The following is a 13,429-nucleotide window of genomic DNA, read 5'->3' on the forward strand; positions in this document are numbered from 1 at the left end:
AATTTCTCCTCTAAGTTTATCTGTTTTAGTATATCAAAATCTTACAGGAATGTCAGCTTGGGATTGATATTTGCTGAATTTCTTATCCAATATCGCAAAGCGTTCGATTTCACGAAAACGGTGAAACCTACTAATTCTAAACTCTTTAATAAAATCTTCATCTTCTAGATTGAGCATGTTTTTCTCCTTTACCTATCTATTCGTAAGAAGAAAAAATAAGATCCAGCCTTGGGCTAGATCTTGATGGATAGTTAGAGCATGGGTGCAAACAACTGGACAATTTCCTTAATCAGGCTTTGGTACCAGCTTGTTTTGATTGTGTGGGGATAGATTTCTTGAGAAACCTTAAAAATTTCTTCGAAGTCCCTTTCAATATCGATGATAGACTGTGTTCTATAAAGCAAGACGGCATTTTCATAGTGGTGAAGCAAGCTGCGATAGTCAAAATTGATGGTTCCAACTGTTGCTGCTTCTCCATCGACCAGCATTTGCTTGCTATGAAGAAAGCCGGGACTGTACTCATAAATGCGAACTCCAGCAGACAACAAGTCTGGATAAGCTCCTCGAGTAACTAACTGAATAACTTTCTTATCTGGGATGCACGGCGTTACAATTCGCACATCTACCCCTCTCAATGCTGCATTTTTGATACTTTCTGTGAGATCATAGTCCGCAATCAGATAGGGTGTCGTGATATAAACATAGTCTGTAGCTTGATTGATAAGATTTTGATAGACCGTTTTGCCAACCTGAGATCGGTAAATAGGTTTAGGGCCACTACTATAGGGAATACAGAGCCCCATCCCGTCTCTAGGTTGATTTTCAAGATGGTATTGGTCAAAGTCACTAATTTCTCCACGATTGATATACCAGGTGGATAAAAAGAGTCTGGTAAAAGCCTTTACTGCTGGACCATCTAACCGAATACCGCTATCCTTCCAGTAACCAAAGCGTTCGATATGATTGATATACTCGTCTGCTAGATTGGCACCCCCTGTATAGGCAATCTGCCCATCGATAATCATGATTTTACGGTGGTCACGGTTGTTATAGGCAACGGTCAAGCGCGGAATCACCTTGTTAAATTTATGGGCTTCAATCCCTCGGCTACGAAGCTGGATGGTATAATCCCCAGGTAAGGTTGCCATACATCCAATATCGTCATAGAGAAGCTTAACTTCTACTCCTTGAGCAGCCTTTTCTTCCAAAATCTCCAAAATACTATTCCACATCAAACCTTCTTCGATGATATAGTATTCGAGAAAGATAAACTTCTCCGCTTTCTTGAGTTCCTCTAGCATCTGGTGCCACATACTTTCACCAGAGGCAAAAAATTGTGTATCCGTTCGATCATAGACATCGGCATTCGTGTCCATGCTGAGGAGAGATTTGATAACTCCGTAAGCTGACTTGTCTTGTTCTTTTAACTCCAAACGGAGAGCTCTGCTATTGTCCTCTCGGTCAACCATTGATTGGAGCTGCTTTAGTTGCTTGATTTCTTTTTTAGATAAGCGACGTTCTCCAAACATGATATAGAGCAAAGGGCCAAAAACTGGCACAAAGGCTACTAACAACCATGTTACCTTACTCTCGGGATTCATAGATCGATTGACAATCGATACAATGGTCGCTAAGCTCACTAAAATGACTAGGATAATCCAGATAATTGGAGCCATCTGGCCTAGATAGAGAAACAAACCAAAGACGATAAACAACTCTGCCAACATGATGGTAATACTAAAACCATATTTGGACATGAGTAGCTGCATTTTTCTAGCTGTCATACATCCCCCTCCTTTTCTAACATTCTCCTAACTGCTTAATAAACTAATGTCTCTACTAGTATACCTCAGTTCAGGGGTAGATGGCAACCTTTTGCCTTTTTCTATGCAAACTATTCCAAGAGCTACAAGATTCTTAAACTACTCCTTCACTATATGAAGCACTGCCCCTCTTATCTTTTTAACTAGGGTATTAAGAGGCTTAAAAAGAACTACCAAAATGATAGTTCTTTCCAATATTATTTATATTTTTCAATATCGCACAAATCCTATGACAGTCGCTATTGAAGTTGTAGAAGGTAAAGCTGAAACCTTAATTCCAAACTTCTATTTAGATTTGAGATCCTATTTTTTTAAGACCACTCGGTCAGATGCCTCTCGGTCCATATCATCGATAATCAATTGATTCCCATTAACCGTGTAAATTTTGACATCATCACCGATAATGACACGTTGATTTTCTGGTTCAAAGCTGACTTGCTTGATTTCCTTATCTCCATCTGGCTCGACCTCAGTCCATGTACCAGTTTTACCTGTTACAACAAGAGTGATTTGGTCATTTTCATCCTTTCCAGTATAGGTACCATCGATATTCGTAGGTTGAGCTACAGTAGTGTCCTGACTTGAGGACGCCTGTGGTTGACTAGCACTTGTAACAGCGCTAGAAGATGATTCTTGTTGAGTAGATGATTGCTGTGCAGATTGTTGGGTAGGGGCTTGTGCCTTAGGTCCACAAGCTGCTAAAAGACTAAGAATTGCTAGGGAAGCAATAGAAAGTGTGAATGTTTTCGTTTTCATAGCGATTTCCTTTCTTTTGTGCCAATAATTTGCTGGAATCGTTTCCAGATATACCTCCTACCTACAGTATAGCAACATAAACCTATAAGGTCAACTAATCTCGTCGCTTCCTACCAAACTTGCTCGGACTTCCGAAATAAAGTAGAGGGATCCCGTCACGAAAAGCAAGTCCTGGTCATTGGCCTTATCTTCAAATTCTCTGATAAAGTCCCCATAGGAAGAAATCAAATCATAACCCGCCACATCCTTTTCATCCAGAGAGCCTTGGTAGTCAAAGCCTGTTACCTTAAGTTTCACCTGAGGCAACTGCTCAGATAGATAGCCTAGCATCCCTTGATAATCCTTGCGTTTAAGTGCTCCAAAAAGGATGCGGGCTTGATAGCCTTGCTGGATTTTCCCCTGGATAAACTCGACCAAACGGGTTAAGGCTGGCAGATTGTGAGCCCCATCTAGGTAGATTTTCGGGCGAATCCGTTCCAATCGACCTGCCCAGTGTGCTTCTTTCAAGGCCTGTCTGACAAGCTTTTCTTCAACCCCTTCACCTCTTGACACCATAAACAGAAGAAAAGTTTGTAAAGCCAAGGCGGCATTTTCTTGCTGATAAGCACCTTCCAAACTGATGTCAAGCTGGGAAAAGCTTGCTAGGTTGCTTGAGAAATTTCCAGCATTCAAGGTGAAGTCTCGCCCAGCTTGATAAAGTTCAACAGCTAACTCTCTTGCTCTTTTTTGACAGACAAGCTCCGCTTCTGGAGCAAGCTTGGCAATGACTGCCTTCTTGCCAGCCTTGAAAATACCAGCTTTCTGCTCTGCTATTTCCTCCAGACTATCGCCCAAGGTCTCCTGATGATCTAGGCCAATGGAAGTAATAACGGCAATCTCTCCTGTTACGACATTAGTCGTATCAAGTAGACCACCAATCCCCACTTCTAGCAGGACTAGATCCACTCTCTGCTCTTTGAAGTAAAGCAAAGCAATCAAGGTCAACAACTCAAAGAAAGACAATTGGTCATGTGTTTCCAAAAGAGTTTTTTCCATTTCCTTGACTTGGTTAGCTATACGGGTAAAGTCTTCATCTACGATCGGTTGCCCATTGATACAGATTCTATCGTGGATACTGATGATATGAGGAGAGGTAAAAGTACCAACTTTTTTACCATGAGCAACAAACAACTCCCTCATAAAGGCAATAGTTGACCCCTTACCGTTGGTTCCTGTTACATGAATAATAGGATAAGTCTTCTCAGGATTTCCCAGCAAATCCACTGCTCGCTGCATTCTTCCAAGTCCAGATCTAAAGTTTAAACCAATCCGACTATGAAGCCATTCTTCTACTTCAAACATACATGTCTCCTTAACAAAAGTCCAATCAACTACAGCATCAAAGTATGATTACAAATAAAAAACGAGGTCGGGACTAAAATCCCAACCTCTTACCTGGTTAGCTAATCACTAGCTACTATGAATTTCAACGTGGGCTAAAAACGTCCCCCGGATATTCCAACTCTTTCTAGTTTCTAGGAGTTGGGGTGATACAGTCTCCCAGACTTACCAGTTCTCTCTTATTTTAAGGAACTGGGCTAAAAACGTTCCCCGAACGTTTTTACTCCTCCATAAAGCTGTTGAAGACTTCTTCAATCATGTTCCATTCGTCTTCTGAGTCTTCTGGGATTGGTTGCAATTCGCCTTCTGTTCCGTCTTCATTTTCGATGAATGAGTAAGCTTGGATTTCAACTTCACCATTTTCATCTTCTTCTGCATTAACTGGCACTAGCAGAACATAGTTTTTACCAAATTCTTCTTTCCCATCGATGGTCAAAAGAATTTCAAACAAGGTTTCATTTCCTTGCTCATCTACTAGTGTAATCAATTCACGTTCTTCGTGGTCATGGTTGTGATCGTGTGACATAGTTTCTCCTCTGTCTTAAAATTTTCTATCTAAATAATTTTGCAAAATCAGCTGAGCAGCCAACTTATCAATAACTTTCTTGCGTTTGTTACGACTGATATCTGCTTGTTCAATCAACATACGCTCCGCAGCGACCGTCGTCAAACGCTCATCTTGATAGTCTACTGGCAAACCAAAGAGTTCTTCTAGCTTGGCACCATAGGCTTGACTGGCTTCTACTCGCGGACCACTGGTATTGTTCATATTTTTTGGCAAACCTACTACAAAGCGTTCTACCTTATAGCTGTCAACCAATTCCTTGATACGGTCAAAACCAAACTGGCCCTGATCCTCATTAATCTGGATGATTTCAAGTCCCTGAGCGGTGAAGCCTAGTGGATCGCTAATAGCCACCCCTACTGTTTTTGAACCAACGTCCAATCCCATAATTCTCATAGATTATAGATCGACTCCTTGTCCCTTAAGGTAGTAGCGTACCAGTTCTTCAACAATTTCATCACGCTCATACTTACGGATTTGATTTCGTGCATTGTTATAACGAGGAACGTAGGCAGGGTCTCCACTCAATACATAACCGACGATCTGGTTAATCGGATTGTAGCCCTTGTCATTCAAAGAAGCATAGACATCTGTCAATGTTTCGCTAATTTCTTTCTTATTGGAATCATCCAATTTAAACCGTACAGTTTCTTCAGTAAATCCCATTCTAACACCCTCTTTCCTTAGAATATTACTATTATAGCATATTTCCTTACGTTCTACAAATAAGTCAGTCTATTAATTTGGATTTTCTATTGTTCTGTTGCTCCATTTGCCACTCTATCTGCAATATATTGGCTAGGTTCGTTTTTTAAGAGATTTTCAAGACCGATATTTTTTAAATATTCCAGCTGAGATGCCTTTTTGACATCCAGTACTTGAAAATCATAAGTCGTTGTAGTTTGGATTTCTGTCTCACTGAGTAGCTTGGTTTCCAGTGTAAATCCTGCTAGTTTGCGTGCCTCTTGGATGGTCTCATCCTTCTCTTCAGCTTCTTGAAGCGCTTTTTGCGTCTCCTCTAGCCCATTTTCAGAGATAAAGGTCTTGAGTTCATCCCCGACAGTTCGTTTTTGCTGGATGGTCAAGGTCAAAAATTGATTGCCTTTATAGGTAATAGTCTGAATCTGCTGCGTTCCATTTTCTGACTTCGGCATCAACAGGGTCTTGGTGACAACCGTATTCTTTTCGGCATTGTCCAAAACGGGAAGGTTTGATTGGAGAGGTTCAGATGCTGTTGTGGAAGCAGCAGGAGTTTCCTTTTTTTGCCCACATCCCGCAAGCAAAAAGAGGAGAGCAAAACTAGCAATTAATAACTTTTTCATAATTCCTCACATGATTTTAAAACAAAAGAGCAAACAAGGCCAGGAGTCACTCCCAGCCTTGATGTTTTATAGAGCTGCACGTAGACGTGCTTCTGCATTTTCTACATTACGGACAGAGCGTGGCAAGAAGGCACGGATATCATCTTCTTTATAGCCGACTTGCAGGCGCTTCTCGTCAACGAGAATCGGACTCTTTAAGATCCGTGGTGTTTCCATGATTAAGTTGAGCACTTCATTAACACTCAAATCCTCGATGTCAACTCCAAGTGCCTTAGCGTAGCGGTTTTTTGACGAAACGATACTGGCAATTCCATTATCTGTTTTCGTGAGAATATCTAATAACTCTTCTCTTGTAATTCCTTCTTTACCGAGATTTTGTTCTTTATAACTTAACTGGTGGGCATTGAGCCAGGTTTTCGCTTTTTTACAGCTAGTACAACTTGAGACTGTATAAATTTTGATCATGTACCTACCCCTTTCGCTACATGTTACTATCAGTTTAGTCTATTATACCATAAAAAACATCCGACTTGCGACCTATTTTTAAAAAAAATTAACTTTTTTCGCGATTTTCGTACTTTTTTCTTGACAAAATCAATTTATAACCAACTTTTAAATTTTTTGATATACAATCGTTTTACAACTGTAACACTTATCATATAGAGAACGATAATCAAAAGCAAAAAGAGGAAATAAATTGGTTCCAAAGGGGTTAAATGAAGCAGGCTAGCAATTGAAGAGTAGGGAAGGAAGGTCACAAAACTAGCTGCTAGCAAGGTTGTCCCAAGAACAAACCATGATGGACGACTTTGTAAGAAAGGAAGTTTTGCTGAACGGAGCATATGGATAACCATGGTTTGGGACCACATGGATTCAATGAACCAACCTGTCTGGAACAAAATAATAAAGCCCGTTGCAGACTCTGCTCCGTGAGCATAGGCTTGACCTGTCGCCATTGGGACAATGACAAAATAGAGTAAGATAAAGGTCAAAATATCAAAGGCAGAAGAAATCGGACCCATCCAAATCATAAAGCGAGTAATAGACTTAGCTTCCCACTTATGAGGATGTTTCAAAAAGTCTTCATCTACATTATCAAATGGCAAGGCGATGCAAGAAAGGTCGTAGACAAGGTTTAACACAATCAAGTGAATCGGAGCCATAGGAAGGAAAGGTAAAAAGATACCAGACACTAACAGAGAGAAAATGTTCCCGAAATTAGAGCTGACCGTCATCTTGATATATTTGGTCATATTAGCGTAGACCTTACGCCCTTCAACCAGCCCTTTTTCAAGCACCATCAAATCCTTATCTAGCAAAATGACATCAGCCGTTTCTTTGGCAATATCTACTGCTGTATCAACAGAAATCCCCACATCGGCCACTTTCATAGAAGGGGCATCATTGATCCCATCTCCCATATAGCCGACACAATGTCCATTCGATTTGATTTGTAAAATGATTCGTGCTTTTTGATCCGGAGAGAGTTTGGCAAAGACAGTCACCATCTGAACTGCTTGAGCCAACTCTTCGTCCGACATGGCGTCAATATCAGAACCCAACAAGATTTGATCAACGTCTAAACCAACTTTTTCGCAAACTGCTTGAGTTACCTTCTCATTGTCTCCCGTCAAGATCTTTGTTTGAACACCGTGTTCTAACAAAGCTTGGATAGCAGGTGCTGCTGATGGTTTTGGTGGATCTAGAAAGGCAAGATATCCTGTTAGAATCATCTCTTTTTCATCTTCAACGGAGTATGCAAAGCCTTCTTTTAGACCTGTTTTATAGGCGACTCCCAAGACTCGCAATCCCTGTTGATTAAGTTGATCTACTTCTTTTAAGATTTCCACTCGGATATCATCCGTCAGAGGGCTAATCTGGCCTTGATATTCCACATGGGTTGAAATCGCAAGCATTTCCTCTAGGGCACCCTTGGTTACCAAACTAACAACTTCGTTCTCATCCTTGACGATGACACTCATCCGTCTACGTTCAAAGTCAAAGGGCAATTCATCGATTTTTTGGAAGCTAGTATCCAATTTTTGTAGAATAGCGTGTTCTTTAGCTTCTTTTTCAGTTCTACTGATAATGGCACGGTCCATCAAGTTTTTCAAACCGGTTTGAAAATAGGAATTGAGATAGGCCCGTCTCAACACAGATAAATCCAAATCTCCATGTATATCCAAAGGATATTCAAGGACAATTTCGTCTTGGGTAAGGGTTCCGGTTTTATCCGTACACAGGATATCAATAGCACCTAGGTCTTGTATGGCATTGAGTTTTTTGATGACGACTTTTTCCTTGGCCATGATAATGGAACCTTTTGCTAAACTGGCCGTGATGATCATAGGAAGCATCTCAGGTGTCAATCCAACACCAACACTCAGTGCAAACACACCTGCTTCCAGCCAGTCGCCGTCTGTCAAGCCATTGGAGAGAAACACGATGGGAACCATGACCAACATCAAACGGATCAAGAGCCAAGAGATGCTGTTCATCTCCCGTTCAAAAGAGGTCGGTTCGTCATAGGTATTGAGGGTCTGCTCGATTTCTCCCATCATGGTATCATCACCGACCGCTAGAATCAAAGCCTTGGCACTTCCTGATATCACATTGGTTCCCATAAAGGCGAGCGCTTCTGCTTCTAGCAGACTATCAAAGTTTGACTGACTCATTTTTGACAAGGCCAGTTTTTCAACCGAGTCACTTTCACCTGTCAAACCAGACTGTTGGACAAAGAAATCACGTGATTCAATTAAAATGAGGTCTGCTGGTATCATATCCCCAGCACTTAACTTGACTATATCTCCAACGACCAAATCTTCAATTGCGACCTCTAAACTCTGGCCTTCGCGGATAACTGTGGCTGTATTCACAATCATTTTTGATAGATTGGTCGCAGCCTTGTCACTCCGCAGTTCTTGGACAAAGCGTATACCACCAGAGATTAGAACGAGAACGACGATGATGATAGAGGTCGTCGGATCTTCTTGTCCAGGCTTCGCCAACCAGACATTGGTCACCATGGAGATCATAGCGATGACCAGCAGGATGATTGTAAATGGATTGATAATAGATTCGTAAATCTTTTTGAGGATACTGTCTTCTTGACCCTTGGTGATGGTGTTTTCGCCATATAGGTCACGATTTTTCTCCACCTGCTCTTCAGTCAAGCCTGTTAGACTTGTCTTATAAAAAGTTAGAGTTTCGTTTAAGGGTGTGTGAATAGCTGTTGCTAATCTTTCTTTTGTAGTTTTCATTGGTTTCTCCTATCTGTATGAATGATGTGTTTCATACACAGAGACCAATCACTTTATAAGGGCAGAACGACACAAATCAGCGATTGGCTGTGTATGTGCGGTTCTGGATGATCGTCAATTTGCATCGTTTGTCTCCTTTCCTTGTTCTAAAACAGTAGAAAATCCCACCATAAAATGGCAGGATTAAAAAACTAATTATCTGTTTTTTCGTTCAAGCTTTAACTCCATAGGGCGATGTAATGAGCTTAGTCTTGGCCTTCGCGACCAGGACTGTTGACCAACGAGTAGTGTCTCCACTGCTTTGCGGTAGTCATCCGTATCCCTATGGTAGCCTCACCTACCGTTATCGTCTATCAGTATAAACCTTTAAAATATAAAAGTCAACGATTTATCTCATTTTTTAGATAACAATCAATTCTTTTGGAGCAAGTGTCAATAACTCACAACCATTATCTGTAATCAGGATATCATCTTCAATACGAACGCCGTATTTACCTTCAATATAAATACCCGGTTCATCAGTCAAGACCATACCAGATTTAATGACTTCTTTCGAAGTTTGGCTAAAATAAGGTTCTTCGTGTATATCCAGTCCGATACCGTGTCCAATACCGTGAGTAAAGTAGTCACCATAGCCTGCCTCGATGATAATATCACGAGGGATTTTGTCAAAGTCGCGGAAACCTAAGCCATCCTTAGCTTGATCAATCAAGGCTTGGTTGGCTTTCAGGACCGTATTGTAAATCTCTGCCTGCTCGTCACTGACATGACCGAGGTAGATGGTCCGTGTCATATCACTGACATAGTGGTCGTAGAGACAGCCGAAGTCCATGGTAATGGCTTCTCCCGCTTCAACTGGTTTGTGCATTGGATGGGCATGGGGCTTAGAAGAGTTGATACCACTGGCTAGAATGGTATCAAAAGACAAGCCAGATGCTCCCAACTCACGCATACGGAAGTCAAGGAAGTTGGCAATTTCGATCTCAGTTTTTCCTGGTTTGATAAAGTCAAGCGCATCACGAAAAGCTTGGTCTGAGATAGAACATGCCTTGCGAATAGTCGCAATCTCTTTCTCATCTTTAATCATACGAAGTGCTTCAACAAACTGAGTCTGTGGAAGCAAGTCCAAACCTGCAAAAGCTGCCTGCATACGGTGGTAATAAGAAACCGAAATCTCGTCCTCAAAACCAACGCGAGACAAGCCCATATCCTTAACAATGCCTGCAATAACAGCCAATTCATCGCGGTCAGCCACAATCTCAAAACCTGTCACTTCTTGCTTAGCTGCAATGATATAGCGAGAGTCTGTCACCAAAACCTGACGGTCACGGCTGATAAAGACTGTTCCATTTGAACCCCAAAAACCAGTCAAATAATAGACGTTTTTAAGGTTGTTGATGATGATACCATCTAGTTCTTTTTCTTGCATTTTAGCGAGAAATGCTTGCACACGTTTATTCATGATGTAACTTTCCTTTCAAATAGTGTCCTGTGTAGCTGGCTTCATTGGCCGCTACTTCTTCTGGAGTTCCTGTTGCAATGATGGTTCCACCACCGACACCGCCCTCAGGTCCCAAATCGATGATATGGTCTGCCGTCTTGATGACATCCAGATTGTGCTCAATGACGAGGACAGTATTGCCATCGTCGACGAAGCGAGCTAAAACCTTGAGCAAGCGAGCGATGTCCTCTGTATGAAGCCCTGTCGTCGGCTCATCCAGAATATAGAAGGATTTACCTGTCGAGCGTTTATGGAGTTCACTAGCTAACTTCATACGCTGAGCTTCTCCTCCAGAAAGGGTGGTAGCCGGTTGCCCTAGCGTTACATAGCCCAGTCCCACATCCTTGATGGTCTGAAGTTTGCGTTGAATTTTCGGAATATGTTGGAAGAATTCCACCGCATCGTTGACGGTCATGTCCAAGACCTGCGAGATGTTTTTTTCCTTGTAGTGAACTTCAAGGGTTTCACTGTTATAGCGGGTCCCGTGGCAGACTTCACAAGCCACGTAAACATCTGGCAAGAAGTGCATCTCGATCTTGATGATCCCGTCACCCGAGCAGGCTTCACAACGGCCTCCCTTGACGTTAAAGCTGAAACGCCCCTTTTTGTAACCACGAATCTTAGCTTCATTTGTCTGGGCAAAGAGGTCACGTATATCGTCAAAAACTCCCGTATAGGTAGCTGGGTTGGACCTCGGCGTCCGTCCGATCGGGCTCTGGTCAATGTCAATCAAGCGGTCTACATGCTCAATCCCCGTAATCGTTTTAAACTTACCAGGTTTGTCTGAATTGCGGTTGAGCTTCTGGGCAATGGCTTTTTTGAGGATACTGTTGATTAGAGTCGATTTCCCTGAACCTGATACCCCCGTCACCGCGATGAATTTTCCTAGTGGGAAACGGGCCGTGACATTTTGCAAGTTGTTCTCACGCGCTCCTGTCACCTCGATAAAGCAACCATTTCCTACACGACGCTCTTCTGGTACTGGAATGGCACGTTTCCCTGACAAATACTGGCCTGTGATAGACTTGCTGTTGCGAGCCACCTGCTTGGGCGTTCCTGCAGCAACAATCTCTCCACCAAAAACACCAGCACCCGGACCAACGTCAATCAGATAATCCGCCTCTCGCATAGTATCTTCGTCATGTTCCACCACGATGAGAGTATTGCCCAAGTCACGCATCTTTTTCAGACTGGCAATCAGGCGGTCATTATCTCTCTGGTGGAGACCGATTGACGGCTCATCCAATATATAGAGGACACCTGAGAGGTTGGACCCAATCTGGGTTGCCAAGCGAATACGCTGACTTTCCCCACCCGAAAGGGTTCCTGCCGAACGTGACAGAGTCAAATAGTTAAGACCCACGTTATTGAGGAAGGTCAAGCGATCCTTAATTTCCTTGAGGATAGGACGAGCAATAATAGCTTCATTTTCAGACAGGGTCAGCTGGCTCACTAATTCCAAATGGTCTGCGATAGACAGGTCCGAAATTTCTCCGATATGTGGTCCTTGCTCCCCACCCACACGGACAGACAAGGCCTGGTCATTGAGACGATAGCCGTGACAAGTTCCGCAGGTTAGCTCATTCATGTAGAGGCGCATCTGGGTGCGGGTGTAGTCACTGTTAGTCTCATGGTAACGACGTTTGATATTACCAATTACTCCTTCAAAAGGAATGTCAATATCGCGCACACCGCCAAATTCATTTTCATAGTGGAAATGGAATTCCTTGCCATCAGACCCGTAAAGAATCAAGTTCTTATCTTCTTCTGACAAGTCTTCAAAAGGCTTATCCATATCTACTCCAAAGGCTGTCATGGCCTGCTCTAGCATGTTTGGATAGTAGTTGGATGAGATAGGATTCCAAGGTGCCAAGGCTCCCTCACGCAAAGTTTTGCTGGTATCAGGAACCACCAAGTCAACATCCACCTCCAGCTTGATGCCCAAACCATCACACTCACTACAAGAACCAAAAGGAGCATTAAAGGAGAAGAGACGAGGCTCTAACTCTGGTACGGTAAAACCACAAACTGGACAGGCATAGTGCTCAGAGAAGAGCAACTCAGAATCGTCCATAGTGTCGATAATCACATAACCTTCTGCGATACGAAGGGCAGCCTCTATGGAGTCAAAGAGACGGCTACGGATACCCTCTTTGATAACAATACGGTCAACTACGACATCAATATTGTGTTGCTTACTCTTAGACAGCTCTGGAACTTCGGTAACATCATAGACTTCCCCATCCACTCGGACACGGACATAGCCGTCTTTCTGAACCTTTTCAATGACACTCTTGTGTTGCCCTTTTTTCTTACGAATGATCGGAGCTAAAATTTGCAGACGTTGGCGTTCCGGCAACTCCAAAACCTTATCCACAATTTGCTCCACAGAAGAAGCCTTGATAGCCCCGTGCCCATTGATACAGTAAGGCGTCCCCACACGTGCGTAGAGGAGACGCAGATAATCATTGATTTCAGTCGTCGTTCCCACGGTCGAACGAGGGTTTTTGCTGGTGGTTTTCTGGTCGATGGAAATAGCTGGGCTGAGGCCATCAATGGCATCCACATCTGGTTTTTCCATATTGCCTAAGAACTGGCGAGCGTAGGCTGACAAACTCTCTACATAGCGACGTTGGCCCTCCGCATAGAGGGTATCAAAGGCCAGACTGGATTTCCCAGACCCTGACAAACCAGTCACAACAACTAACTTGTCTCGCGGAATCTCCACATCAATATTTTTTAAGTTATGGGCACGCGCCCCATGAATGACAATTTTATCTTGCATCTTTGTTCTTTCTAGTCCATTATTGCTTTCCATTATA

Annotated in this window: 12 protein-coding genes and 1 riboswitch; all 12 genes read right to left on the reverse strand. The window is 42.7% G+C overall.

Annotation, left to right across the window (positions count from 1 at the left end; genetic code table 11):
* Positions 1 to 33: 33 nt before the first annotated feature.
* The 12 genes from A0739_RS10455 to uvrA all read right to left on the reverse strand — a co-directional run bounded on the left by A0739_RS10455 (position 34) and on the right by uvrA (position 13,392).
* Positions 34 to 177 carry a hypothetical protein gene (locus tag A0739_RS10455; protein ID WP_185758128.1) on the reverse strand — a complete coding sequence of 48 codons (144 nt, stop codon included), beginning with the start codon at positions 175 to 177 and terminating at the stop codon, positions 34 to 36.
* 74 nt (positions 178 to 251) lie between these two features.
* Positions 252 to 1,784, reverse strand: a complete 1,533-nt coding sequence (cls, locus tag A0739_RS04530) for a cardiolipin synthase (RefSeq protein WP_061587203.1) — start codon at positions 1,782 to 1,784, stop codon at positions 252 to 254.
* Between the two features lie 342 nt (positions 1,785 to 2,126).
* Complete coding sequence (locus tag A0739_RS04535) at positions 2,127 to 2,579, reverse strand: SP_0198 family lipoprotein (protein ID WP_061587204.1); 453 nt, start codon at positions 2,577 to 2,579, stop codon at positions 2,127 to 2,129.
* 90 nt (positions 2,580 to 2,669) lie between these two features.
* Entirely contained in the window at positions 2,670 to 3,920 is a 1,251-nt protein-coding gene (locus A0739_RS04540; RefSeq protein WP_061587205.1) for a bifunctional folylpolyglutamate synthase/dihydrofolate synthase, read from the reverse strand.
* 259 nt (positions 3,921 to 4,179) lie between these two features.
* On the reverse strand, positions 4,180 to 4,485 hold the full coding sequence (locus A0739_RS04545) for a DUF1292 domain-containing protein (RefSeq protein ID WP_000017624.1): 306 nt from the start codon (positions 4,483 to 4,485) through the stop codon (positions 4,180 to 4,182).
* A gap of 15 nt (positions 4,486 to 4,500) precedes the next feature.
* Positions 4,501 to 4,920, reverse strand: a complete 420-nt coding sequence (gene ruvX / locus A0739_RS04550) for a Holliday junction resolvase RuvX (protein ID WP_002876031.1) — start codon at positions 4,918 to 4,920, stop codon at positions 4,501 to 4,503.
* 3 nt (positions 4,921 to 4,923) lie between these two features.
* On the reverse strand, positions 4,924 to 5,190 hold the full coding sequence (locus tag A0739_RS04555) for an IreB family regulatory phosphoprotein (RefSeq protein WP_000507059.1): 267 nt from the start codon (positions 5,188 to 5,190) through the stop codon (positions 4,924 to 4,926).
* Positions 5,191 to 5,276: 86 nt separating this feature from the next.
* A complete protein-coding gene (locus tag A0739_RS04560; RefSeq protein WP_061587206.1) occupies positions 5,277 to 5,846 on the reverse strand; it encodes an SP0191 family lipoprotein in 570 nt (189 codons plus the stop codon).
* A 66-nt stretch (positions 5,847 to 5,912) separates the two neighbouring features.
* On the reverse strand, positions 5,913 to 6,311 hold the full coding sequence (spx, locus tag A0739_RS04565) for a transcriptional regulator Spx (RefSeq protein ID WP_000591165.1): 399 nt from the start codon (positions 6,309 to 6,311) through the stop codon (positions 5,913 to 5,915).
* Positions 6,312 to 6,445: 134 nt separating this feature from the next.
* Positions 6,446 to 9,106, reverse strand: a complete 2,661-nt coding sequence (gene mgtA / locus A0739_RS04570) for a magnesium-translocating P-type ATPase (RefSeq protein ID WP_061587207.1) — start codon at positions 9,104 to 9,106, stop codon at positions 6,446 to 6,448.
* Positions 9,107 to 9,301: 195 nt separating this feature from the next.
* Positions 9,302 to 9,453: riboswitch (M-box (ykoK) riboswitch) on the reverse strand.
* Positions 9,454 to 9,506: 53 nt separating this feature from the next.
* On the reverse strand, positions 9,507 to 10,568 hold the full coding sequence (locus A0739_RS04575) for a M24 family metallopeptidase (RefSeq protein ID WP_061587208.1): 1,062 nt from the start codon (positions 10,566 to 10,568) through the stop codon (positions 9,507 to 9,509).
* A complete protein-coding gene (gene uvrA / locus A0739_RS04580) occupies positions 10,561 to 13,392 on the reverse strand; it encodes an excinuclease ABC subunit UvrA (RefSeq protein ID WP_061587209.1) in 2,832 nt (943 codons plus the stop codon). The genes A0739_RS04575 and uvrA overlap by 8 nt, the downstream gene beginning before the upstream one ends.
* Positions 13,393 to 13,429 lie beyond the last annotated feature (37 nt).

The organism is Streptococcus oralis (assembly GCF_001588645.1).
Lineage (GTDB): Bacteria > Bacillota > Bacilli > Lactobacillales > Streptococcaceae > Streptococcus > Streptococcus oralis_AB.